Source organism: Lunatimonas lonarensis, from assembly GCF_000390185.1.
In the GTDB taxonomy this organism is placed as follows: domain Bacteria; phylum Bacteroidota; class Bacteroidia; order Cytophagales; family Cyclobacteriaceae; genus Lunatimonas; species Lunatimonas lonarensis.
The window spans coordinates 1-25,753 of the sequence record NZ_AQHR01000120.1; the positions used below are offsets into that span (position 1 = coordinate 1).

Sequence of the window (25,753 nt, forward strand, 5' to 3'; positions counted from 1 at the left end):
CAATATCAAAAAAAATAAAGTCCGATTAATAGGGGGCTAGACCATTGGCAGGCTTTGCAAAGATCCCGATCTTCGGGATAAGGGATGCTGAGAGATCAGTACACCCTCTGGAATAGTATGGTATCTTCGATACCAGATGCCCATGCCGGGCACACACAGCACCTAAGAAAACATGGGGCGGTTCAGAGTATAAAGAAAATTCAGTATCTTAAAAAAAAGTTAGGAGTAGGCTGGAAGCGAACGGCTGCTAATGCCTGCCTGGCGGCAGACAGGCCTGCCGTCTCCAAGTTGAATCCCGTTATGGCACATTTCAAAAGACCCTAATTATATTCGAAGAACTTTTAAATCTAGAAAAAACATGTAATCTTGTATCCGAATGAAGACAGACAATTAAATGTATTTTATTGAAAATATGTTGAATTTGACAAGTGGTTGAGAAAGTTGAAGGATCTAAGAGCAAAAGCGAAAATTTTGTTTAGGATCCAGAAACTTGAAAATGGCGAACATTTCGGGGATTGTAAACCGGTTGGTGAAGGTATTCATGAATTGAGAATAGATTATGCCAAAGGATATAGAATCTACTGCAATGAAAGAGAAGGCAAAATCATTATTCTTCTTTTAGGGGGAGAAAAATCAACCCAACAAAAGGATATTGAAAAATCAAAGGAAATTTGGAACAGGATAAAAATGAAGAAATATGGAAACATCAAAATTTGATATTGCAGATTATTTGGACAGTAAAGAAATGATTGCAGAATATTTGAATTCTGTTTTGGAGGAAGGTGATAATGATGATGTAGTTGTTGCGCTTGGGCACATCGCAAAAGCAATTGGTATGTCCAAAATAGCGGAAGAAACAGGGATGAGTAGGCCAAGCTTGTATAAAGCCCTATCAACAGGATCAAAGCCCCAATTTGAAACAATAATGAAAGTATTAAAAGCTGTAGGTGGTCAATTAAGAATAATCATTGGACTTTTTATCCTATTAGGTTTAACAACCGTAAATGCACAACAAATAGCCCTTTTTGATAGCGAAGGGGAAGCGAGGGCTTATATAGACTTCGACAACAACGGAACAATTTATATGTGGGACGGAACCCCTGTTGCATTTGTCAACAATGATGGAAGAGAACTGTGTGTAATCGGGTTTAATGGCAACTTCTTAGGTTGGTACATAGAAGGAATCGTTTATGACAAAAAAGGTTTGGCGGTTGGGGCAAGAAAAGGGGCTGTAGGTCTAATTACCAACATCGAGAAAATCAAAGGAATTCAAAAAATCGCACCAATCCGCCCAATAGTTCCGATATCACCTATAAAACCCATACTTGGAAATAATTGGAGCAATACTTCGCTGGCTGAGTTTCTCTTCTATGGTAAAAAATAAGCGGTGCCATCGATAAAAGAGGAAAGAAAAAACAAAAAAAGAAATGAGATCCTTACTAATTTGCTTTTGCCTGTTTCTTATCCAACCCATGGCTTTTGGGCAAGGGAAGCCATCCAATGCCCATTTGATGCCAACTCCCCACTACCTGGAGGAAATCAAAAGCGAACTGACCAAGGAATGGCCGCAAAACAGGACCATCAACCTGGTTTTTCACGGCCACAGTGTTCCCGCCGGATTTTTCAAAACACCGATCGTAAATACCCTTGATGCCTATCCCTTTCAACTGCTGGGACTATTGAAAGATCGGTATCCCCATGCAGTAATCAATGCGATCGTCACGGCAAAAGGGGGTGAAAACGCCCATAGTGGTCAAGCCAGATTTGTAGATGAGGTACTCAATCATCAGCCGGATATCCTGTTCATTGACTATGCGCTAAATGACAGAGGGATAGGATTGGAAGCTGCCAAAAAAGCCTGGACGGACATGATCGTGCAGGCCACCCAACGGGGCATTAAAGTGATCCTGCTCACCCCCTCCCCGGATATGCGATCCGATCTGCTAAATCCAGCGGATCCGCTGAAAAGCCATTCCGATCAGATTGTTGAGCTGGCCGCTGCCCATTCGGTTGGGTTGGCCGATGTCTTTTCCCTCTTTCAACAAATTGATAAGGCCTGTAACTGCATAGAGGACTATATGTCGCAGGTCAATCATCCCAATCAAAAGGGGCACGAGATCATTGCCACGGAAATCCTTCGGTACTTCATAGAATGATCGTATCCAGAAAAGAATCCTCCCGCTCAATTTCACCGCAAAACCACCCCAAATCTCTAACCTCACCATTTTTTTTTCGTTAAAGTTTTAATATCCACACATTTGGTGTATATTTAACTAATCAATTAGTAATTTAACGGTTCGTATGAAGATTTTCCACCTAGGTTTTTTGGCCTGCATATTTCTGTTGGGCGGTTGTATTGGACAGTTTCAGAGAGGCGAGGCGTATTTTAAAAACCAGGAGTATGAAAAAGCCATCGCGGAGTTTGACCGGGTGCTTTTTGTCAGTATAACCGACGTAAAATCCCTCCATCTACGGGCGAGGGCCTACGAAGAACTGGAAGATTACCAAAAAGCAAAAGAAGACTACCGGATGATCCTAAAGTATCAGCCCACCTACGCACAAGCGTATGCGGGTCTTGGAAAGATCGCTTGGAAAGAGGATAACCTACCGGAGGCTGAAAAACTGCTGCTGAAAGCCGCCATGCACGACCCTGAAGACTACGATATTCTGGTGTTACTGGGACGGACGATGATCAAAAACCAACGTTTCAAAAGTGCCGAGGAATTTCTTCAATTGGCCATCGAGCGCGAACCGGAACGCCCCCAACCCTACTTTTACCTAGGCATCGCCCGAGGGTACCAAGGTGATGGCTTGGGTGTGGTAACCGCGCTGAACGCCTACCTCAATTTGGAAAGCGACAATATCTCCGCCCATTACAACCGTGGGTTCGCCTTGATGAAGCTTGGCTATTCCGATTGGGCCATTGAGGATTTTGACGAAGTTTTGAAGCGGAAGCCGGATCACTACGATGCGATGGCGAGAAGGGGAATCTGCTTACTGGAAGACAATCCAACCCAAGGGATGCGGGATATCCGAAAAGCTGCGCAAAACGGCAATCCCCTTGCAAAATCCATTGTGAACCAATTTGGAACCAATCGGGGTACCGGAATGAACTAATCGAGGCTACGGGAATAAATACTACCAAGAAACGTAAAGCTTCCCCGTGCTTTTGCCTGATTCCAATAACCCATGGGCGTCGGAAAGCTCGGAAAAGCTAAACTCCCCTCCGACGCTGGGTTCTATTTCTCCTGTTCGGTTAAGTGCCACCAACTCGCGGAGACAGGCACCGATAATCTCAATCTTTTCATCTGCCAAACGCAACATATTTACGCCGATTATCGCTTGGGATTGCATCATGGTGAACAAAGGGCTGATAAAACCGGTACGGAGGAAAAATGATAGATCTCTGACCAAACTGGGGCGGGATCCGCTGCGGGATGCACCGCCAAAACAAAAAAGCTTACCTCCGGGGCTCAACAGGCGGCGGTCTACGGAAAAGCTTGGCCCCATGGTTGTGTTAAAAATATAATCCACGCTTCTATGGCCGAATTTCTTTTCGATAATCGCTGCATAGTCCTCTTCTTTATAACGAATCGGCAAGTCCACCCCTAATGCGACCAGGTATTCCCGTTTTGCATCAGAACCACATAAGCCGATAGTGAACAAACCCTTTCGTTTACAGAGTTGGACCAACGCTGTCCCTACCCCGCCGGCGGCGGCGTGTATCAGTGCGATACCCCCTCCCCGAAGGGTATAGGCATAATCCGTCATATAATAGGCGGTACAATACTGCGTGGCAAGGGCACAGGCAACGGCTCCGGAAACCTGGGGATCAATAGGTGCCGCGGCCCGGTAATCCGCAAGGGCGGTATCCGCATAGCCGCCAAAGCGCGTAAAAGCAACCACCCGCTTTCCAACCCACAAACCGGACACTTGCTTTCCTTGACCTATAACGACGCCAACTACCTCGTAACCGGGAACAAACGGCAAAGGAGGTGCCTCCCTGTAAAGTCCCTGCCTGGCCATTACATCGGCAAAGTTTAGTCCAAAGCCCTCCACCTGAATTAGTAATTGGCTAGGTTCGGGAATTGGACTCTGTACTTCGTTCAGTTCAAATGCCTCGCTTGCCCTCCCATACTTCACCAACGTAAACTGCCTCATTTGCTTGCCCTAAAAAAATCTACGTGTACACTGCCCCTACCTCTTTCCAAGCTAACTTTGCGCACATCTTCACCCACCTTCACTTCATACGTGCCATAAAAGGCCGGGAGGGACAGGAATCCGTTTTGGTCTACCGTGGCACGATGTTCGGTCCACCATTGCCTGTACACCAGGTTTTGATAGGCATCCGCCAACGCGGTGGGTGACCAATCCCTGCGGTAAAGGGAAGAAGCAGGTATCCAATTGGCACCGGCCCAGAAGCCCCACATCAAAATCCCCTCTACCGAGGGATGCGCAAAGCATATCCGATAATAATCAACCAACTCCGCGGCGGTAAACCGCTCTTCTTCAGGTGTCAATTCCCGGATATTCTCGCGGTAATACTTAGAACGCTGCCCAGGCACATTGAACTCCGTCACCAGAATCGGCAAGCCAAAAACAGCGAGGGAGTCGAGAGCTCTTCTTAGCTCATTCCTGTCAAAACTGTCCCCATGTAGGTGACCCTGAACACCAATGCCGGCGATTCGCACACCTTGGGCAATAAGGCCTCTAATCTGACGCAGGTAGTCATCCAGTCGGTTTCCGGTCAGGATATCGTAGTCGTTCAAAAACAATTGTGCATCCGGGTCCCCCTGGTGCGACCAGTCCACCATCTTCTTGGTGATCTCAGGCCCCAGACGGTCCTCATAATAATTTCCGTGTACCATTTCGTTGTTCAGGTCATAGCCGGCGAAACGGCCACGATACCTCGTACTCACATCCAGTGCTCGGACGCGCAACGTTTGCTCCAGCGACTCATCGTCGAGATCCTTTAACCATTCCTGTACAAACTTGGGGATACCCCAAAAAATATTGTGTCCCCGGAGGGGAATATGGTGTTGGTCTGTCCAAGCCAATAGGGCATCTACTACCCCGTAATCCACCACTCCCTTTTCCTTTTCCATGCTATGCCACTTCAAGGCATTTTCGGTTACCGCCGAATTGAAGTTCTTCAGAAATTTTTCTGCATATTGCTCTTTGTCCGCCTCGGACATGGAACCCACAAACCCGTTACTCAAGGCGGCGCCAAACCAAAACTCGTGGGATAGCTGCCGGATATGCACTTCCTCCCCAGGCTTGGCGTAGACTTTCAGGTGACCCTTTCGGTGCTTATCGATCCGGGAATCATCGGTTTCTACTTGCCCAAACAGGCTTACCGGGTAAAGAATCATGAAAAGCAGTAGTAAACTTGATACGTTCAATTCTCTAATTGCCATAAATATTTCGGTTAATACCAACAGGTAGGTTATTGCCAGCATATTACGTGTTTTCCAGTTATTTTACAACCATACCGGAGGTTAGGGCAGTGCAAATGCCACGTACATATCTCCTTTGGGAGTATTAAAACGCCCTCCGCCACAGGCTAGCACCACGTATTGTCTACCGTGGATCGAATAGGTACTTGGAGTAGCAAAACTCGCCGCAGGCAGCACCGTCTCCCAGAGCAATTGCCCATTTTGTTTGTCATAAGCCCGAAACTTGCCATCCTGCGTAGCGGCAATGAACAACAGACCACTCCCGGTTACGAGCGGACCTCCAAAGCTTTCCGTTCCGGTAGGCGGAATCCCCTTTGCCGCCAATTCCGGATACGCTCCAAACGGTATCGTCCACCGGAATTCGCCTGTGTTTAGGTCAATGGCATTCAGGGTGCCCCAGGGCGGTTGAATGGCGGGATATCCCTGATCATCCAGAAACTTCATATACCGATTGACCACAAAAGCTGGAACAGAGATAGAATCCTTGGCGGACACTATTCCAGGTTCGTCGCCCGCCTCCGAGAGCGCATCGGATTCACTTAAATACGCAAGCAAGGCCTCCTTTTCCGAAAGTGATATACCCGGAAATGCCGGCATCATGCCTTTTCCTCCGGAAACGATCCCCAGCACTTCCTCTTTGGTCTTTCGATCCAACAGACGCTCCAAGGAGGGGTAGCCACTGGCAGGATGCCCGGCTCGATTCTTCCCATGGCAAGGTGCGCAGTTGAGGGTATATACCCTCATTCCCAGACCCATTGCCTGCAACTGTTCCTGGGAGGCACTCGGCCCAATCCCCATGTACCGGGCCATTTCATTGCTGTTTACATACAAAATACCATCCGGATCAGCCGCAGCGCCACCCCATATAGCGCCCCCGCTTAAGCCTGGAAATACCAGCATTCCCTTTTCATTGAGAGGTGTAAAGGATCCCTGATATCCGCTCTCCCGTAGAATCTCCTGAAGTTCGGCCCGGTTGCCCGCAAGGGTACTGATCATTGAATCGGAAATGACCTGTCTGGCAAAAGGCGGCGGTTTGGTCGGAATCGGCTGTGTGGGCCAAGCTTGCTCACCCGGAATGGTAGATGGGGGCACGGAGACCTCCTCTACCGGAAACAGGGGAACGCCCGTCTCTCTATCAAACAAAAATACGTACCCGTGTTTGGTTACCTGCGCCACGGCGTCGATCAACCTTCCTTCATGGGTTACCTGTATCAAATTGGGAGGTGCGGGCAAATCCATGTCCAGGATGTCGTGGTGAACCAGCTGGTAGTGCCAGATCCGTTTCCCGGTAGCCCCATCCAACGCCAACAGTGTATTGGCAAAGAGATTGGCACCGATTCGGTCTCCACCATAAAAATCCGGGGCTGCTGATCCGGTAGGCACATACACGATCCCTCGCTTGCGGTCTACCGCCATTCCTGCCCAGTTATTCGCTCCGCCTATGCCGTTATTTTTATACGCATCAGCCGGCCAGGTGTCGTTGCCGTATTCACCAGGATGGGGAATGGTATGGAAAACCCAGGCTAGCTCGCCTGTCCTGATGTCAAATGCCTGAATATGTCCCAATGCCGCCCGATGGTCTTCAGCTACCCGCAGCGGCATGATGATCAAATCGCCCACCACCGTTCCCGGTGTATTGGAAAGCACCATTTTGTCCGCAGCGGTTGGTCCAAGGCCGGTTTTCAAACTTACCCTCCCCTTGTCTCCAAAGGTGTCTATACTCCCGCCGGTACGGGCATCCACGGCATATAGCCATTCGCTTTGGGAATACAGGATCCGTTTATCATTGCCCTTCTCCCAATATACCACGCCCCTACTCACGCTAAAGGCATCCTTGACACCCGCTTCATGCTTCCAAATCTCTTTGCCCGAAGCAGCGTCTAAAGCAAAGGGACGTAACCCTGCGGTCATCCCATAAAGTACCCTATCCACGATGATGGGATTGGTCTGCATATGGCCGCTATCACCCGTATGGTAGACCCAAGCGATCTGCAAGTCCTCCACATTCCCTGCATGGATTTGAGCCAGCGCAGAATAATGGTTTCGGTCCGGCCCACCCAAATATTCCCGCCAATCCACCTCCTGTTCCCATTTTGGTGAAGAACAGCTCTCGATCACCCAAAAAAAGAGCCAAAGCCAAATGACTGACCTAGGCAACAAGTATTCTTTCCTATACAACCACACCGTTTAGTTGAATTACACAGATAAATCCAATGTTTAGTTGGTATTGGATACCCACTAACATATAACCTGCTACAATATCCGAATAATCCAGAACTCTCCCACAAAATAATTGACCACTGGTAAAAAACCTTTGCGCTCTTTGCGGTTATATTTGGAACCGCCAAGGACGCAAAGTAGGCGCGAAGGACGCAAAGAAATATTTTTACACCCTCTGCGATCTTTGCGGTTTAAGAATTAACCGCAAAGGACGCCAAGTAGACGCCAAGAACGCAAAGCAAAGAATAAAAAAAACCTCTGCGATCTTTGCGTAACCCTTTGCGCTCTTTGCGGTTTGATAATTAACCGCCAAGGACGCGAAGTAGGCGCCAAGAACGCAAAGCAAAGAATAAAAAAAAACCTCTGCGAGCTTTGCGTAACCCTTTGCGAACTTTGCGGTTTGATAATTTACCGCCAAGGACGCCAAGTAGGCGCCAAGAACGCAAAGCAAAGAATTAAAAAACCTCTGCGATCTTTGCGTAATCCTTTGCGAACTTTGCTGTTTGATAATTTACCGCCAAGGACGCCAAGTAGGCGCCAAGAACGCAAAACGAAGAATAAAAAAACCTTTGCGAGCTTTGCGTAACCCTTTGCGAACTTTGCGGTTTGATAATTAACCGCCAAGGACGCCAAGTAGGCGCCAAGAACGCAAAGCAAAGAATTAAAAAACCTCTGCGATCTTTGCGTAATCCTTTACGAACTTTGCTGTTTGAAAATTAACCGCCAAGGACGCCAAGTAGGCGCCAAGGACGCGAAGAAATATTTTTACACCCTCTGCGATCTTTGCGTAACCCTTTGCGCTCTTTGCGGTTTGAAAATTAAACGCCAAGGACGCGCTGAAATTAAATTTTAGGAGTTGGGATTCCTGAATAATGAAGGTAAATCCGTAATTTACGATGCTTGTACTAACTAACCTAAGAGATGACCGAGAATGAAGTAGCAAACAAAGTAATCGGCATGGCAATAGATGTCCATACGTCCTTAGGGCCCGGGTTATTGGAAAACGCATATAAGGAGTGTTTGTACTATAAAATTAGAACATCGGGCTTACTTGTCGAAAAAGAAAAACCAATGCCTTTGATTTTTGAAGAGGTGAAGTTGGATTGTGGTTACCGATTGGATCTTTTGGTCGAAAGCCGCGTTGTGATTGAAATTAAAAGTGTTGAGGCATTAAATAGTGTCCATTTAGCTCAAACACTAACGTATCTGAAATTAGGAGACTACAAATTGGGGCTTTTGATAAACTTCAACGTCTCAATACTAAAATCCGGAATAAAAAGGGTGGTAAATGGGCTCTGAGAAGAAAACACTTTTAATCATTCTTTCATAACCAGCAAGAACGCTAAGTAAAAAACAAAACACCTTCCGCGCTCTTTGCAGTTTAAAAATTAACCGCCAAGGACGCGAATTATAGAAAAAAACCTCTGCGATCTTTGCGTAATCCTTTGCGAACTTTGCGGTTTGAAAATTAACCGCCAAAGACGCCAAGTAGGCGCCAAGGACGCGAAGAAATATTTTTACACCCTCTGCGATCTTTGCGTAACCCTTTGCGATCTTTGCGGTTTGAAAATTAACCGCCAAGGACGCCAAGTAGGCGCCAAGAACGCAAAACGAAGAATAAAAAAACCTTTGCGAGCTTTGCGTAACCCTTTGCGCTCTTTGCGGTTTGATAATTAACCGCCAAGGACGCCAAGTAGGCACCAAGGACACAAAGCAAAGAATAAAAAAAACCTCTGCGCTCTTTGCGTTAACCTCCGCAAACTTTGCGGTTTAAAATTTAACCGCCAAGGACGCCAAGTAGGCGCGAAGGACACAAAGCAAAGAATAAAAAAATCCTCTGCGATCTTTGCGTTAACCTCCGCGATCTTTGCGGTTTGAAAATTAACCGCCAAGGACGCCAAGTAGGCGCCAAGAACGCGAAGAAATATTTTTACACCCTCTGCGATCTTTGCGTAACTCTTTGCGCTCTTTGCGGTTTAAAAATTAACCGCCACCTTCCCGGACCTATTTTAGTAATCGCTGCCTATTAAACTTTCCAGAACCGACTGCTGCCAAGTCCGAAGCTCTCTTTCCATTTTATCCGCAAGTTCAGGCATCTTTTCTATCAGGTCAACCTGTTCCTCCGGGTCGGCCAACACATCAAACAATTCCCTATTTGCATCGGATCCGGTGCCCCCATGAATGACCAGTTTGTATTGGTTGTCCAACCAGGCACGTGGCCCCCGAAAATCTTCTTCCTGTATATCTGTATATCGAAAATTCACGAAATTGCGGGTAGCCACACCATTCATGAGTTTGACCAGTGGGGTGGTACCCCGTTGAAGTTCGGCATCTATATAGGGTTCAAGTGCGTCGCCCTGCCTATCCCGTCCGTTCCAAAAACCGATTGGCGAAGGTCGATCCATCAGGATATTGTCGAACATCCCCACGAGGCTGACCCCGTCCAAGGGGCGATTTGGCAACGGGACGCCAGCCAGTTCGCATAGCGTTGGCAAAACGTCCGTACTTACGCCGTTCACTGCACTGATCATGGGATACGGAATCCGGTCCGGCCACTCCAGCACGCTCGGTACTCGGATGCCACCATCGTAAACCTGCCCTTTCATGCCCCGAAAAGGCAGGGTGGCAACCCCCTCCTGTGGAGTACCATTATCCCCAAAATACCAAAGAAGCGTCTGCCTGCGCAGACCGGATTCTTCGAGATAATCGCGCATCACACCAATGGACCTATCCATAGCCGTAATCTCCGCAAACCGTTCAATCAGCACTTCCCGCTGAGGCCGCTCCACCGTGCCGCCGGTTTCATTGGACGTAAGCCTTACCATCCGGTCACCAAAATCCGATGGCAGGTCCCTATAAAGCGCCAAGTCTTCTTCCAATCCACTGTAGGGCTCATGCGGCGACCCGTACCAAATGACCACGAAGAATGGTTGTCCGTTTTCCTTTGCTTTTTGAATGAACCGGATGGCTTCATCGACTACCACCTGGGATCCCTCGCCCTTAAAAATCACCGGATCGGCACCATTGACGGACAAGGGAGGGTCCATTTCAAAAAAATTGTCGTGGGAAACCCAATGATCAAAGCCCATGGCACCGGGATTGGTGGGGGAAGCTGCCTTTACGGGTCCAAGATGCCATTTGCCAAAATGGGCCGTTGCATACCCCGCCTGCTTCAACAGCTGCGCCACGCTAATCTCCTCCGGACGGATGGAATGTCCGGGGGTAAAGGTGCCGTACCGGTTCGGGTGACGGCCCGTCATAATACTTCCGCGGGTAGGAGAGCAAACCGGTGATGCCGAAAAAAACCGGTCCATCCGAAGGCCCCTTGCCGCCATTTCATCGAGGACTGGTGTCTTGATATAGGGGTGGCCGTTGTACCCTACCTCGTCCCATCCATGGTCATCCCCCAGCAGTAGGACAATGTTGGGCAACTCCGTACCAGACGATTCCGGAGATTTCCCTCCACAGGCATAAGAAAGCAATGCGATGACCACGATAAACCAACCTCTGCAAGGCAGTGACTGGCTTCTGTATTGATTAGCAGATAGATTCATAATATAGTTGATTTGTAATGCGGCTTAACCTTTCAGACGGTTCTTAAGCCGTAAATTGCTCTTCATGTGTAGGGTTGCCACCCACGTCCCTGTGGGTAAACCGAATAAAAGGCTTCCCTTCCACCCTGTCCACCTGTATGCTCAAAAAGCCACCTTTGACCCGCAGGAAGCGGTGCTCGGGTCGCTTGTCATCGGGATCCCAGCCTTGTGCGTGGTAATCGCTGATGGGGCCGGAGCCAAATTCCAGCAAACCGGTATGTTCATCTTTGGAAACATACTGCCAATGCCGGTCGCCATTTACCACATACAGGTGATCGATACTGGATAGGTATTGCCTCAGCCAATTGCCTTCCGTTTCGTAGACTTTGTTGGCATGGTTGTCCTTTTTATTTTCCCGGTCCGGGCCCACCACAGGAGTGGCTGTAAAAAGAAGCTTGAAGGTAGCGTCCGATTCCTCTACGGTTTGCTTGAACCACGCTATCTGCTCCTTGCCCCAAATGGTTTTTCCCGGGCCATCCGGCGCGTCGTTTGGTGAGCGGTATTCCCTGCCTTCTACCAGCCAGATTTGCAGGTCCTTTCCCCTCCTAAAGGTCCGGTAAGGCTTGCCTATGATCGGCACATTTTCGTACCAAAGTTTCAGTCCTTCCTGATAACTCAGGTTTCCGTAGGGGGTGGAAGCGGGATGGACGTCGTCCTTAAGCAAATCATGATCATCTTTGAGCATGTAGATAGGCACCTGCCGGTACAGATCCCGGATAGCCGGCCAGGCATCCATGGCCCGCCACTTATGCCGAGCCCTGCCCAAATCTTTGGCAAGTGGCCCCGGTTTGTCGTAATAGACATAATCACCGGTTTGGATGAAAAAATCAGGTTCCAACCGCCGCATGCTGTCATAGGTACGAAAACCCCGCTCAGGCTCATCAAAACTCCAAAAATATTGGCAGGTAGAGGTGGTGAGCAAAACAGGAACTGCCTCCTGCGGGGGAGTGGGCGTAGTGAAGGTGGCCTTTTCTACGGTCGTCGGCCCATCTACGGTCGCCTTGGCAATCAGTTCGACACGATAAGTGACTCCCGACTGTAAACCCTCCAATGGAATCCTGGCGGTAAAATCATCCCGCTGATATACCTGAACCCAAGGGGAAACGATTTTTCCGGTGTCTGAATAAAGTTTCACCCGAACAAACCCCGGGCCGGGCTCTACTCCCCCATCCATTTGGGAAATCGGCTGATCATCGTCAAAATCTACGGGGTGACGGAAGACCTTGTCTTCGCGTTCGTGCGTAATCGGATTGGGATGCTCCTGCCGGCATAGGCGGGTCCACACCATCGCAGTGGATTCCGTTACCTCGCTGATCTTAAACCCTGTGGTAAAGAAAACCCTCTCGTCTTCATTGGCAGAAAACAAGGCCTTTCTCATGCGGGCAATAAGGGGTTGATGGGCAAAAAAGGAGAACCCAAATGCCCCCCAACCCACCTTTTTGACGAAAATTCTACGGGCAAACTTTACCATCAAATCAACATTTATCGTACTGGATACCCTATAAATATACCGGAACGCGCCAAAAGGACAAAATAAAATGGGTTAAACGGTCAGCAAAGGAATTAAACCACCTATCACCTAGAGGATGTGTGTTTGGGTCGATATACCCCATCTATCCCCTATTTAAGCTCTAAGGCTTCTGTATCTACGTATCCTTCGCCCCGGATAGAAATAAACAGCTCCACTAGTTCCTTTAACTTTTCCGTATGGGTAGCAGCCAGATTTTGTTGTTGGCCAATATCGTTATGTAGGTTGTACAATTGAAATTCACCGTCATTTCCTAGCTCTATGTTAACCATTTGATTTACTGCCGGCCCCTTATAGGGAGGAATCATTACCCAGTTTTGGTGACGGAGAGCGGTGCGGGTGGTGGCTTCCAGTACCAAGGTTTCCCTCCCCTGCGGATTTTCTCCCAACAATACTTCCAAAAGATCCTCTCCATCTTCACTGCGCTGTCCACTTCCTGTAAGCTGCGCAAAGGAATTGAATAGATCAATCTGGCTTATAAGGGCGTCGGACACCTTAGGAGAAATGGTTCCTTCCCAATAGGCCAAAAATGGAACCCGTGTTCCGGCTTCAAATAAGCTGTACTTTCCTCCCCGCAGCGGCCCCCAGGGCGTATGTTCACCCAATTTCTCAACGGCATCATCGTAGTAGCCGTCATTGATCACCGGCCCGTTGTCGGAGGAAAAAACAATCAGCGTATTTTCCAAAATACCCTCTTCCTCCAGCGTTTTCAGCAGTTCTCCCACACACCAATCTGCCTCCAAAATCACATCTCCCCTTGGCCCCATACCGGATTTGCCTTCAAAGCGGGGATGGGGTGTACGCGGAACGTGCGGCTGCTGCATGGCGTAATAAAGAAAAAAGGGTTCTCCCGAATTTTTCCGAATAAATTCCTGGGACTTAAGAAGAAATTCATCCGCCATGTCTTCATCGATCCATTTGGCCTGCGCACCACCTTTCATAAAACCGATACGGGGTATTCCGTTGACGATGCTGTTATTGTGACCATGATGCCAGCGCATCCGGAGCATTTCCGGATTATCCAGTCCCGTTGGCTCACCCTCGAAATTTCCCTCATAACTCACAAAGATCGGATCGGAAGGATCCAAGCCTACTACGGTACCATTTTCAAGGTAAACCGTGGGCACCCGGTCCTGCGTAGCAGCCATTATGTACGAATAATCAAACCCAACCTCATTTGGACCGGGAATTACTTGGGCATTCCAATCTACCCTTCCGGTACCAAGACCTAGGTGCCACTTGCCAACAACTCCCGTTCGATACCCCTGCTCTTTCAGCATTTTGGGCATGGTGGGCTCATCCAAACCTATGAGCAAGGGGGCGGTTCCGGGAAGTATCTTGGCATCCTCATTGCGCCAGGGATACCTTCCGGTCAGCAAGGCATACCTACTCGGGCTACAGGTGGCGGAAGAAGCATAGCCATTGGTAAAGCGAACACCCTTATTGGCCAGTCGATCCATATGGGGGGTTTGGATAGCTGTGGCCCCATAGGCACTCATGTCTCCATAGCCCAGATCATCCATGTAGATAATGATGATGTTGGGTGGTGCCTGGGTATCGACCGTATCGGCCGTTTGGTTACAACGAAAAAACGATAAACTGGCAACGAAAATCAATACAAAGGGAATAAGTCGGTTCATGGGTGAAGTACGTTTTTGGGGCAAGATAAAGCAATTTGTCATTTTTATACGGATATCATACACTGTTTTATAGCATTTACACCCGGAATGGAAACAAATCGCTTGATTTAATGATCTCTTCATGGCATTTTTGCCGAAATAAAGAAAACGAACCATTATTCTTACCTAACCTATTTATGACAAAAAGAATACTAACCACCTTAGTTGTGTTCATCGTCCTTTCGACGGGGTGGGCTACGGCGCAGAGCGTTTCGGGAAGAGTGGTATCCGCAGAAGAACCCCAGGGTATTCCCGGGGTGAATGTTAGCGTCAAAGGAACTACGGTGGGCACCGTAACGGACATTGAAGGAAACTATTCACTCGTGGTTCCCCAAGGTGCCGAAACCATCGTTTTTAGTTTCGTAGGCTACGCAACCCAGGAAATTGCGATCGCCAACCAATCCAGCATCCAAGTAACCTTGGTGGCTGACGTTCGCCAGCTACAGGAAATCGTCATCACCGGCCAAGGAGAGGGTATAGAAAAACGCAGGTTGCCGATTACCGTGGACCGGATGACCGAAGAAGAAATCTACAAGGTTCCGGTAGTCCAGTTGGATCAAATCCTTCGCTCCAATATGCCGAATGCCCAGATACGGTTGGGTTCGGGCCAACCTGGCACGGCTTCGTTTATCCGATCCAGGGGGCCAGTCTCTGCCGCTGTGGGTACCACACCTGTTATTTATGTGGACGGGGTTCGGGTAGACAATCTTAATTCCGGCGCGCAACTATCCTTGGATACAGGTGGTGCCGAAAGCAGTGCCATTGCAGACATTCCCGTAGAAAACATCGAGAGTATCGAGTATGTAAAAGGAGGGGCAGCGACCACACTCTATGGAGCCGATGCTGCCAACGGCGTGATACAGATCTTTACCAAGAAAGGAAAACAGGGGCAGGCTAGGGTAAACCTCGAAACCCAGCATGGAGCCCAGGTGGGTACCCGTGATTATTTGTTTTACAAAGAAACCGCCGACATTTTGTTTCGCCCCGGACTGCAGCAAAGCTATCGCCTGGGCATAGACGGTGGCACCGAAAACCTAACCTACAGCTTTTCCGGCAACCTATATGGTGATGAAAGCTTCCGGTATGGGGTGGGCCAGATACGAAGAAATTTCCGTGGCGGCATTCAGGCCAAGGTCAACAACTGGATTACCTATCAGAGTTCAGCCGGATTTTCGAGCAACCAGTTTACCCGGGACTACAATGCCAACACCTCATTCAGCGAGTTTGGCAACCTCGAAACCGTAGCACGGTGGGGTGACCTACGGACCAAATCCCGCGCACAACTGGATTCCATTGGCCAGGTGGTTCGTAACATCATCGACCTTACCAATATAACAGAGCGGGTACGCCGATTCCAAAACTCACATCAGTTTAATTTCAAGGTCAACGAAGAGCTTTCCGCACGGGCTGTTTTCGGCATCGATTCCCGTAACAGCCGACAACGGAACATATCTACCAACCAGCAATTGATTGCCCGTGGATCTGTTCCGCCCGGCACTACAGACCGTGGCACCATAGACGTGTTTGAGCGTTCCTTTTTCACGGTGACCGGACAGGCGGACGTCACCTGGAAGAAAGACATCAAGGACTTCTCCTTCCTCACCATCGCCGGAGGACAGTTTTTCCGAAACCAGGACGAACAGCTCCTTATAGAGGCCACCAACGTTACCGAAGGCTCGATTTCCATCAATAATGCCGGTGAAAAAAGCGTGGAGGATTTTCTGCTTGCCGTCACCAACTACGGCTTTTTTCTGAAGGAAAACGTCGGCATCCGGGATAAGGTATTCATCGAGGGTGGTATCCGTGTCGATGGCAACACCGCTTTTGGTTCGGACATTGGCCTGCAGGTCTTTCCTACCGTGGGGGTGGCCTATAACCTTTCGGACGAGGATTTCTTCAGAAACACCTTCTCGATCAATACCCTTTCTACGGTGAAGTTTAGGGCAAACCATGGCGTGGCGGGCAATTTTCCGGAACCCTTCAGAAACGATCGACTGATAAATACGAATACGTTTCTTGGAGTGCCCACTTACACCTTTGGCAACCCCGGAGATCCTACCTTAAAGCCTGAACGAACCGCCACTACAGAAATAGGTGGTGACATCGGCTTATTTACAGACCGGATCCGGTTGCAGGTCACCCGCTACTATGCCCTAACCCGAGACGCCCTGTTCTCAGCACCCTTTGCGCCCTCTTTTGGATTGGGCACCCAACTCCGCAATATCGGTGAGATCGAAAACAAAGGCTGGGAGATCGGTGGAAATTTCGTAGTGGTGGAAAACAATGACTGGAACGTCAACGTGTCGGCATCCTATAACCGGGTAAACAACCTCGTAATTTCTTCCGGCGGTGCACCGGAGTTTAACGTGGGAGGGTTTACCTTCCTGGGTTCCTTTGTTAAGGAAGGAGAACCATTGGGGTATTTTAGGGCAAATAAGCCCATCCTGAATGCCGAGGGTGGCCTGGAGCGGGTGGAAACCAATGCCTCTGTAGGAACCCCCATAGCTCCCAATTTCGGATCCCTCAGTGTGAATGCCACCTACAAACGGTTCAACCTATTTGTGACAGGCGATTACCAAACCGGTGGGCATACAGTGGTCGTCGATGACGTATTGAGGTATTTTGCCGGTGCCTCTACGGTAATCCCGGAAAGCCTTTCTGATGTCAGCTTTTTTGACCTGGCATCCCTTTGGGTACAGAGCTCCGACTACCTGAAAATAAGAAACATCGCCCTAAGCTACGAGGTACCCACCGCTGTAGTTGGCAATGCGTTCAAACGCATGAGCGTAGGATTTACGGTCACAAACCCGATCAACTTCTTCCGTGCCGACGTAGATCCCGAGGTGAGCGGTGCAGGATTTGGCACCCAAAATAGCTTTGGAGCCGGAGGTTTCGGTTTTGGCACCGAATCGCTCCCGAGAACCTACCTAGGTACTGTTAGGATCAGCTTATAATTTACCCCCAACGACATGAACCATCTAAAAAAATATAGCTACATCGCACTGCTGGGTTGGATCGGCTTAGCCGGTTGCGAGCTCATCGACCCTACCGAAGTGATCAATCCAAACCTCACGGAAGATGCCATCCTAAACACGGCAAATCCCATGACCCCCTGGGTACTTGGAGTGCGCCGACAGCTGGCACTGGTTACCAACGAACACGTCGTACTGACCGAAATCGGCTCTGACAACTACCAAAATGTCATGACTTTTTACAACCAAAACCTGGACCGGCTGATCATCCGTCCGGTGGACGCAGACATAAATGCGCTTCAACGGGAATTGCACAGGCTGCGGGAAATGGCCGATTACGGATTGAACATCGTAAGTGGAGCCGACCCCTCTACCACGTCGGCCCAGATCGCAGAGCTTCATTTTATGCGGGGCTATTCACTGCTGTTGAGCGGGGAATACTTCAGCTTCCTGCCAACCGAGCCCGGTGGAGAGGCAGTAGGATGGCGAGATATCCTTCAGTCCGCCATTGCATCGTTAGCATTGGCAGAGGGTTCTTCAGACGCTACCCTGGGCACTACCGCTACCCTTGCCAAGGCTCGTGCCCATTATAAATTGGGAAACAAGACTGAGGCCGTAAACCATGCCCAGGACGCCATTTTAAAATCCGCCAACCTGACCTATCAGGTGCAGTTTGATCAGGCGCAAACCCCGCTGAACCGAGCCCAAACCGCCATGTACGATCGAGGTAATTTTGACGACCTACAGGTGCTCCCCCGCATGGACTTCTTGGATCCCAAATACTACTTCCGCGGTGCCAGTGAGGCCAGCCCGGTCACCCTGTTCAAGATCGAAGAGGCCCATTTGATCATCGCGGAGGCCCAAGTGGCTGACAATAACCTCGCAGCAGCTGAAAGTACCCTCAAGGGATTGATCCGACTGGTGCAGAATCGACCTATCAGCAGTTTCCCCAACCAACAACAGGATCGTACACAAAACAATCCGGGATCCCGACCCGACAACGCAGACGTGGCGGTGGCTGCCAGTGCGGAAGACCCCCTGAGAATGGGCCTGGTACTGAACCGAAAGCTGGGAGACATCCTTGTACCGACCGTGTCCGGCACGTCTGTAACCGATGCTATGGTGGAGGAAGCCATGACACAAGAACAAACAGCACTGGAGCTGATCTACCTGATGCGCCAAGAGATCTTTATAGGAGAAGGCAGGCGACTCTCGGATATGGGTGTCCGCATGGTGATAAGCGAGATCGAGTACCTGGCCAATGAAAACATCGACGAAGATCATCCGGGCACCGAACCGATCATTCCTCCGTTTATCGAAAGCATCAGTACCGAACTGGATGCTTTCACCTACGACGTGGCGGCAAAAACGGCCATCATTCGACACAATATCAACCGGATCATTGCCACCAATCGCAGCAGCGAGTGGGTAGCTCCTTTTCATTAATAGGGCGCTAACCTTGCACCCGCCTGCAAGACCAATCAGCCCCCGCCATTGAAATAAAAAATGGCCTATCTACCCTAAGCGGCAGATAGGCCATTTTTTTATTCATCACACCGCGGATCCCTAATACCTTACCATTCTGCCATTGGATGGAAGATCGCTTATCGAAAAAATTGAGAGGGAACGAGAACGATGCGAAAAGGTCGCAAGCCCCCTCCGTAGTAAACAAAGCCTACGCCCCACAAAAGCCTCGAAGCTAATGCCCTAGCTCCATTTCAAACCGCCCTACCTATCCAGTGCGTTTGCAGATCCCACAGCGCTGAGATTACTCATTTGCCGTGACAAATACTTCCTGCCGGATGGATACCAACACCGCGATGCTTAGCCCCATCAGCGAAATAATGGCGAAGGAAGACTGCAAATTGAGCAGTTCGGCGATAAACCCGATAATCGGCGGCCCCAACAGAAAGCCAAAAAATGAGATGGTAGACACCATAGCTATCGCTATGCCCGGAGGATAGGTGGTGGACCTGCCAACGATGCTGTAGGAAAGGGGCACTACCGCTGCGGTACCCAAGCCTACGAGTGCAAAGCCCAGCAAAGTCAGCGATAGATTCGGGAACAATACTGCCAAACAGAGTCCCGCAAAAATCAATATCCCACTAGCCCGTAATACGCCGATTTTCCCGATTTTATTCGCAAACCGATCCGCCAGAAAACGTCCCGAGGCCATTGCCCCCATAAACGCAAAGAACCCAAAGGCAACCAACGACGGATGGGGATTCACCACCTTGGCAATGTAAACGCCCGACCAATCAAACATACATCCCTCGCACATCATGCCACAGAATCCCACCAACCCGATGCGGAAGATCAGGCTGTCCGGCTTTTTAAAAACAAAGCCGCCTTCTGTGGCCGACTTGCCGGTACCGTCCGGTAAGATGTAGGGGCGGGCAAATGCCAACAGGGCAAATCCCAGTACCCCAATCACCAAGTAATGCTGCACCGGTGAAAGTTGAAAAAACACCATCAGGGCACCGAGCCCCGCTCCCGCAAACCCGGCCAAGCTCCAAGAACCATGAAAGGAGCTCAGTATATTACGCCCGTAGGCCTTTTCCACAGCCAAGGCCTGCGTGTTTAGCGATATATTCATGATGTTGCCCAAGAGACCAAATAATACTACCAAAAAAGCCAGCTGAAACCTGCTTTCCGCCAATCCTAGGCTCACCAGCCCCACTAGGTACATACTGGCTCCCGCCAAAATCACTCCCTTGCTGCCAAACCTGTACACGGCCCAGGCCGCCAACGGCAAGGCGATGAGCGAACCTGCGGGCATCCCCAACAGCAAGGTGCCCAACTGCCCCTCGCTCAACCTAAAATAATCCTGAAAATCGGGAATACGCGAAGCCCAAGAAGAGAAACACAATCCCGTGATAAAAAATAATCCCGACACAGCAAGGCGTCGACGTTGCAATAGATTCATAAAGCTAATCCGTAAATTTTTAGCAAAATTACATCATTTTTCGCATTTCAATTGATTATTTCAAAATAATCATCTCATTTGCTGAATAAATAACATTTGCGTAACCTCAAACTTTTTGCCATTGTTTGCAGTTTCCTTCGTTGAATCGTCAAAAAAACAATATGGAATTTGTCATAGCAGGGATCACGGTAGCATTGGCTATTGGTCTAATTTATATCATCATCCGAAAAGTTTTTGATTAGTTTTTATCTTTGCTTCCCAACACCGATTTCCCTACATGGAGTTAGATGCAGCGCAGGAAGTAACATCGATCACCTTTTTCCGATATCCCAAGAAACACCGCTGGTGGGCATTTAACCAAATGCAGCTTTCCCAACGGTTTTTGGCAGCAATGCCCGGGGTCAAGTTTGGCAAGCTCCTCGGCACGGGCGGAGGCTTTGGTTTTTCGCTGAAACCGGACCTTAGTACCTATGCGCTCCTGATCGTTTGGAAAGACATCAGGCAAGCTGGTACTTTTGGAGAAAGTGAGCTTTTTGGCCGGTTTCGCGAACGGTCGGAAACACAGAACACCTACTGGATGGACTGTGTTCAAAGCCATGGCTCCTGGGGTGGAACCAATCCCTTTTCATCCCACAAAACCTACCAAGATGGCCCCCTTTACGTTATTACCCGCGCCCGGTTGAATTGGCTAAAGATTCCGCAATTCCTTTCCAACGTGCCCAAAGCAAGCAGCTCCGCAGAAAAAGCCGAGGGCTTGCAGTACACCAAGGGAATAGGCGAGTGGCCCGCGATAGAGCAGGCCACCTTCAGTATCTGGCAATCTGCCTCCCACATGCGTTCGTACGCCTACCGTGCGGAACACCAGGAAATCATCCGAAAGGTGAAAAAGGAGCAGTGGTACAAGGAAGAACTCTTTGCCCGGTTTGTTCCGGCCGAAACACCTGTCCAATAATCGATTTCTATGCCTGCTTTTTCCAAAACCAGAATCGCCCCTACCCCCAGCGGATTCCTACACCTTGGAAATGCCTTTTCCTTTATCCTCACTGCCGCAATGGCACGCCTTCACGGGGCCTCCATATTGCTTCGCGTTGACGATTTGGACAAGGAAAGATGCCGGCAGGCCTACTTGGACGACCTGTTTGACACCCTGCTTTTTTTGGATATACCCTGGGACGAAGGACCACGTTCACCTAAGGACGTGTACGACAGATTCAGTCAGCACCTTCGCCTTGACCAGTACGAAACCGTCCTGTCCCAATTGCACCAAGCTGGGTTTCTATTTCCCTGCGCCTGTTCCCGCAGCGATCTGGCAAACGCCGGCCTGAACTCGGGATGTACCGGCAAGTGTCTTGAAAAAACAGCGCAGGCCGCCGCTTGGAAAATAGCGGATAGCCCCGAAACCATCGAGATCCTATCCTACCCATCCCGATTTTCGACGTACCCATTCCCCACGGCCATGAAACACCTGGTGGTGAAAAAGAAAGATGGCTTTCCCTCCTATCACCTGGCCTCCGTGGTGGACGATGTTTTTTTCGGCGTGGACCTGATCGTACGCGGAGCTGATTTGTGGGAATCCAGTCTGGCCCAGCTCCACCTGTCCAGTCTGCTGCCCACTACCCGGGCCTTTGCCCATGCAACCTTTCTACACCATCCCCTCCTCACCGAGGATGGCCAGAAACTGTCCAAGTCGGCCGGGCATAACCCCATCCGACAGCTACGCCAAACGGCCCTCCACAGGAAAGAAATCTACCAACAGGCCAGTCGGTTTTTTGGCCTGGAAGCAGAAGCGACCAACCTCAGGGAGTTTACAGATCTGCTCGACCCCACACGGTTCGCCAGTCTTTAAAATCTACCGCCAAATAGCCCAAAGAATGGGTCCCCGGGTATATCGAAGACAAGCCGTATTCAGTAACCCCCATGACATACCTCTTCCGCTTACTTCTTTTGCTTCCGTTTCTTTCGATGGCGGCCTTTGCACAAACAACCGGATTTTCCAGCTATGCAGACCTGCCCTTTGTACAGGAAACCCACCTCGCACATCCCTTAACCGTAGACGGATCGCCCGTAGGCGTAAAGCAATTGCTGGTTACCGATGACGGGCATATCTGGGTAGCTACCCTCGATGGTATCTTTCTGAAGAACCCGGCGCATGCAAACTGGCAGTTTCCCACTTGGAATTCCGAGATCAATGGCCCTGTATTCACGGTCTTTCGAACCTCCACTGGGGAAATCATGGCCGGCGCATGGAACGGTGTATATAAAATCGAAAGCAAAGGAACCACCAGGGCCTCTGGCATAGCCGACTCCCCTATCTCTGTGCTGGCAGAGGATGCCGATGGCCGCCTGCTTGCCTTCGGTCCGGACGGCGTATGGAAATCCAACGGCCGGGCGTTTGAAAAGCTTTCGGTCGATCTTCCCAAATCCATACGGGCCGTACAGGTAGAACCCAACGGCACCTGGTGGATCGCCAGCGACGTGGGACTGTACCGCTTCTCAAAGGGCCTGACCGACCACCTCTATCAAAAAGGCACCCTAATCAGCGCCTACCTAAATGGCCTGGCGTGGGAGCGGGAAGGTATCCTATGGGCCTCCGGATTGGGTGGGGTATCCAAGTTGCGGCAAATGGAGGTGGTGGAACGGATCGGAACGGAAGAGGGGATGCCCACTCCCTATACGACTTGCTTGGCAAAAGCGCAGGATGGAACCCTATGGGTGGGCACCGAACGGGGAGTGGTACGCTACCACCCGGATGGCTCCCATTCGCTTCGGTTCAGCAAGCGCTGGCTGGTGGACGACCACGTGACCGCCATCGCCTTCGATGCGAAGGGCAACGCGTGGATAGGCACCGAAAAGGGGGTCAGCTGCATACAGCGCACCGAAATGAACCTAAAGGAGAAGGAAGCCTACTTTTACAAAACCCTGATGGACCGCCATATCCGTGCCCCTTGGACGGCCGGTCAGGTACGGCTGTTAGAGGCCGGGGACATCAGTACCTGGGTGCCGGAAGACGATGACAACGACGGCGAATACACCGCCATGTACCTGGCCATGGAGAGTTTCCGCTACGCTGCCACCGGATCCGAGGACGCCCGGGAAAAGGCCGGAAAGGCCTTTCGCTTTCTGAAGAAACTGGAAGAAGTGACGGGGCGGGAAGGGTTCTTTGCGCGCAGCATCGTGCCGCCCGGTTGGGAGCAGGTACACGATCCCAACAAAACCTATTCCCCCCAGGAAATAGCCGTACGCAAGGTGGAAGAGCCCCGCTACAAGCCTGTAGAAACCCGTTGGCACCTGTCCAAGGACGGAGAGTGGCGCTGGAAGGGAGATACCAGTAGCGACGAAATGTGCGGACACATGTTTGGCTACTTTATCTACTACCAGCTCGTGGCCAACGAGGCAGAAAAAACGATCGTCCGCGAACACGTCAGCCGTATTTTGGACCATTTGATCCGGCATGATTTTTCACTCACCGATCTGGACGGCAAACCCACCCGTTGGGGTGTATGGTCGCCAGACCAACTAAACCGAAACCCGGAGTGGCTGCCTGACCGCGCACTCAATTCCATGGAGATGTTGGGCTTCCTCAAGTTTGGCTATTCCATCACCCAAAACCCAAGTTACCAAGAGGCCTACCTCCACCTGATCGAAAAAGAAGGGTACATGGAAAACATGGGCCAAATCCGGCAACAGAATCCCGCCTGGTTTATCTACTTTGACGTCATGTTGGCCTCCTATATCTATCCCCTACTCATTTTTGGAGAGGAAGATCCTGCGCTAAAAAGCTATTACGAGCAGCACATGGATGATTGGTTTGAAGATCGGGAAGGCGACCAAAATCCCCTGATCAACTTTATCTACAACTACACCCGCGGCAAACGGGAAGGACTGGCCGCGAGCGTGGCCTTTTTGAAAGACACCCCTCTGGACCTAATCGATTGGGTGATAGACCATCGCCAACGGGAGGACATACGGCTTACGCGCAGCCCGGTGCTGGAAGACCTACAGGTGGATCCCCTGCAACCACCCAGCCTTCGGGCGGTGGTCCGATGGGACAAAAACCCCTGGGATGCCGTTTCAGGCAATCCGTTTCGGGTCCGCGAACCGGTATTTTGGCTGCTGCCCTACTGGATGGGGCGGTACCTGCAAATGATCGAATAGGTACTTATTTATCGTCAAAATCCGGGATGGCCAAGCGCTCACCCCCCCGCAGGGCAGACTGGTGGGCGATAATGCCCGGAACGGTATAGGCCAATGCTTCGTACACGTTGACCTCCGGCATACGTTCCTCTACGATGGCCTGTATAAACTCGTGGGTGATAAAGGTGTGGGATCCTTCGTGCCCGCTGTTGTGCCGGAGCGCCTCGGGCAACATGTCTGTCTGCCACCACTGGGTGGGCGAGTAGTCCTCCACCCTATTGGCAGTATGTTCAAAACCCGCGTCGTCCTTTCCCAGTTCACCGGCTACCTGCACCTTCACATGCCGGTCACCATGCCCCATCGGAAGGTACAGGCTCATGCGGCTTCCCCTCCATTCGGCCCGCTCGGCACTTCGCAGCGCACCCTTCCAGTTAACCTCTACACGGAACGGATGCCCAAGGTTGGTCTGAAAGAACGCGGTTTCATTCCAAAAGGGATTGTTGTAGGGATTGCCCTTGAGCAGCGGACTATCATCCCCCCAGCCCAGGCAACTCACGTGCGTCAGTCGCTCGCCTGTGACGGCGATCAAAAAGGCTGTGCAATGGGTGGGATAGTGCATAGGCGCCAGTCCATGCCGCCAGGTGGGCTTTCCGTCCTCAAACCACAGCACTTCCAGCCCCGGATGGTTGTATTCGGCAGCCGCGCTGAAAATCTCCCCAAACCTTCCCTCCTGATGGTATTTCTTGGCGGTGATGGTACTCTGCATATAGGTGCTTGTCTCCGCCATCATATAGGTCAGGCCTGTTTTCAACACCTCCTCCTTTACCTGGGCGCATTCTTCCACCGTCATGGCCATGGGCACCGCACACAGCACGTGCTTGCCCGCCCGCAGGGCAGCCATCGTATGGGCCGCATGGTCAGGGGCAGGGGTGGCCAGAAAAACAGCCTCTACCCTGGGGTCTTTCAAAAGCTCCGCCAACGACGCATAGCTCTTGGAGCAGCCATATACCTGCATGAGGCGTTCCCGTCGGTCTTGCCGGAGATCGCTGACCGCCTCCACTGTGCAGTTGGGATGCTCGTGGAAACTAAAGGAAGTTCCAAACCTTCCCCCGACGATGCCGACCCTTACTTTCCGGTCGCTTGGGATCGCCTGCGTGACATAGGGGCTCAGGGAAAGCCCGGCCGTAGCCAAGCCAATGGTTCTTAGAAATGTGCGCTTCTTCATCTGATTACAATTGCTTTTTC

General features: G+C 50.5%; 17 protein-coding genes and 1 pseudogene. 10 read left to right on the top strand and 8 right to left on the bottom strand.

Annotated features, from left to right (window positions below; all coding sequences use genetic code 11):
- Positions 1-429 precede the first annotated feature (429 nt).
- From ADIS_RS21370 to ADIS_RS21385, 4 genes and pseudogenes are all read left to right on the top strand, one after another.
- Positions 430-717 (top strand): annotated as a pseudogene (locus ADIS_RS21370) (type II toxin-antitoxin system RelE/ParE family toxin); the annotation flags it as partial.
- On the top strand, positions 698-1,384 hold the full coding sequence (locus ADIS_RS23510; RefSeq protein ID WP_010856821.1) for an addiction module antidote protein: 687 nt from the start codon (positions 698-700) through the stop codon (positions 1,382-1,384). The pseudogene ADIS_RS21370 and the gene ADIS_RS23510, both read left to right, overlap by 20 nt.
- A 43-nt stretch (positions 1,385-1,427) precedes the next feature.
- Entirely contained in the window at positions 1,428-2,156 is a 729-nt protein-coding gene (locus ADIS_RS21380; RefSeq protein ID WP_010856822.1) for an SGNH/GDSL hydrolase family protein, read from the top strand.
- 145 nt (positions 2,157-2,301) lie between these two features.
- The gene (locus ADIS_RS21385) at positions 2,302-3,117 is read left to right on the top strand and encodes a tetratricopeptide repeat protein (protein WP_010856823.1); all 816 of its coding nucleotides are present in this window, start codon (positions 2,302-2,304) and stop codon (positions 3,115-3,117) included.
- 21 nt (positions 3,118-3,138) lie between these two features.
- Here the strand turns inward: ADIS_RS21385 and ADIS_RS21390 are convergent, their stop codons facing one another.
- The 3 genes from ADIS_RS21390 to ADIS_RS21400 form a co-directional block, all read right to left on the bottom strand.
- Complete coding sequence (locus ADIS_RS21390) at positions 3,139-4,161, bottom strand: quinone oxidoreductase family protein (protein WP_010856824.1); 1,023 nt, start codon at positions 4,159-4,161, stop codon at positions 3,139-3,141.
- Positions 4,158-5,417, bottom strand: coding sequence for an endo-1,4-beta-xylanase (locus ADIS_RS21395; RefSeq protein ID WP_238325479.1), 1,260 nt, complete (start codon positions 5,415-5,417; stop codon positions 4,158-4,160). The genes ADIS_RS21390 and ADIS_RS21395 overlap by 4 nt, the downstream gene beginning before the upstream one ends.
- An 81-nt stretch (positions 5,418-5,498) precedes the next feature.
- Positions 5,499-7,634: an outer membrane protein assembly factor BamB family protein gene (locus ADIS_RS21400; protein WP_010856826.1), complete on the bottom strand. Its 2,136-nt coding sequence runs from the start codon at positions 7,632-7,634 to the stop codon at positions 5,499-5,501.
- A gap of 963 nt (positions 7,635-8,597) precedes the next feature.
- Between ADIS_RS21400 and ADIS_RS21410 the strand changes: the two genes are divergently transcribed.
- Entirely contained in the window at positions 8,598-8,975 is a 378-nt protein-coding gene (locus ADIS_RS21410; RefSeq protein WP_010856829.1) for a GxxExxY protein, read from the top strand.
- A 710-nt stretch (positions 8,976-9,685) separates the two neighbouring features.
- On the opposite strand, the gene ADIS_RS21415 is transcribed toward ADIS_RS21410, so the two are convergent.
- From ADIS_RS21415 to ADIS_RS21425, 3 genes are all read right to left on the bottom strand, one after another.
- Positions 9,686-11,230: a sulfatase family protein gene (locus ADIS_RS21415; RefSeq protein WP_010856831.1), complete on the bottom strand. Its 1,545-nt coding sequence runs from the start codon at positions 11,228-11,230 to the stop codon at positions 9,686-9,688.
- A 43-nt stretch (positions 11,231-11,273) separates the two neighbouring features.
- Positions 11,274-12,740 carry an alkaline phosphatase D family protein gene (locus tag ADIS_RS21420; RefSeq protein ID WP_010856832.1) on the bottom strand — a complete coding sequence of 489 codons (1,467 nt, stop codon included), beginning with the start codon at positions 12,738-12,740 and terminating at the stop codon, positions 11,274-11,276.
- A 149-nt stretch (positions 12,741-12,889) separates the two neighbouring features.
- A complete protein-coding gene (locus tag ADIS_RS21425; protein WP_010856833.1) occupies positions 12,890-14,437 on the bottom strand; it encodes a sulfatase family protein in 1,548 nt (515 codons plus the stop codon).
- Between the two features lie 176 nt (positions 14,438-14,613).
- Between ADIS_RS21425 and ADIS_RS21430 the strand changes: the two genes are divergently transcribed.
- Both ADIS_RS21430 and ADIS_RS21435 read left to right on the top strand, forming a co-directional pair.
- Complete coding sequence (locus tag ADIS_RS21430; RefSeq protein ID WP_051113375.1) at positions 14,614-17,430, top strand: TonB-dependent receptor domain-containing protein; 2,817 nt, start codon at positions 14,614-14,616, stop codon at positions 17,428-17,430.
- A gap of 15 nt (positions 17,431-17,445) precedes the next feature.
- Positions 17,446-18,894: a hypothetical protein gene (locus tag ADIS_RS21435; RefSeq protein WP_010856835.1), complete on the top strand. Its 1,449-nt coding sequence runs from the start codon at positions 17,446-17,448 to the stop codon at positions 18,892-18,894.
- A 322-nt stretch (positions 18,895-19,216) separates the two neighbouring features.
- Here ADIS_RS21435 and ADIS_RS21440 read toward each other — a convergent pair whose 3' ends face one another.
- The gene (locus ADIS_RS21440) at positions 19,217-20,374 is read right to left on the bottom strand and encodes an MFS transporter (RefSeq protein ID WP_035807241.1); all 1,158 of its coding nucleotides are present in this window, start codon (positions 20,372-20,374) and stop codon (positions 19,217-19,219) included.
- Positions 20,375-20,651: 277 nt separating this feature from the next.
- Between ADIS_RS21440 and ADIS_RS21445 the strand changes: the two genes are divergently transcribed.
- The 3 genes from ADIS_RS21445 to ADIS_RS21455 all read left to right on the top strand — a co-directional run bounded on the left by ADIS_RS21445 (position 20,652) and on the right by ADIS_RS21455 (position 24,529).
- Positions 20,652-21,326 (top strand): spheroidene monooxygenase, encoded by a 675-nt coding sequence (locus ADIS_RS21445; protein ID WP_010856838.1) that lies wholly within the window; start codon positions 20,652-20,654, stop codon positions 21,324-21,326.
- Between the two features lie 9 nt (positions 21,327-21,335).
- Positions 21,336-22,220, top strand: coding sequence for a glutamate--tRNA ligase family protein (locus tag ADIS_RS21450; protein WP_010856839.1), 885 nt, complete (start codon positions 21,336-21,338; stop codon positions 22,218-22,220).
- Between the two features lie 71 nt (positions 22,221-22,291).
- Positions 22,292-24,529 (top strand): ligand-binding sensor domain-containing protein, encoded by a 2,238-nt coding sequence (locus tag ADIS_RS21455; protein WP_010856840.1) that lies wholly within the window; start codon positions 22,292-22,294, stop codon positions 24,527-24,529.
- A gap of 4 nt (positions 24,530-24,533) precedes the next feature.
- Here the strand turns inward: ADIS_RS21455 and ADIS_RS21460 are convergent, their stop codons facing one another.
- Positions 24,534-25,733, bottom strand: a complete 1,200-nt coding sequence (locus ADIS_RS21460) for a Gfo/Idh/MocA family protein (RefSeq protein WP_010856841.1) — start codon at positions 25,731-25,733, stop codon at positions 24,534-24,536.
- Between the last annotated feature and the right edge of the window lie 20 nt (positions 25,734-25,753).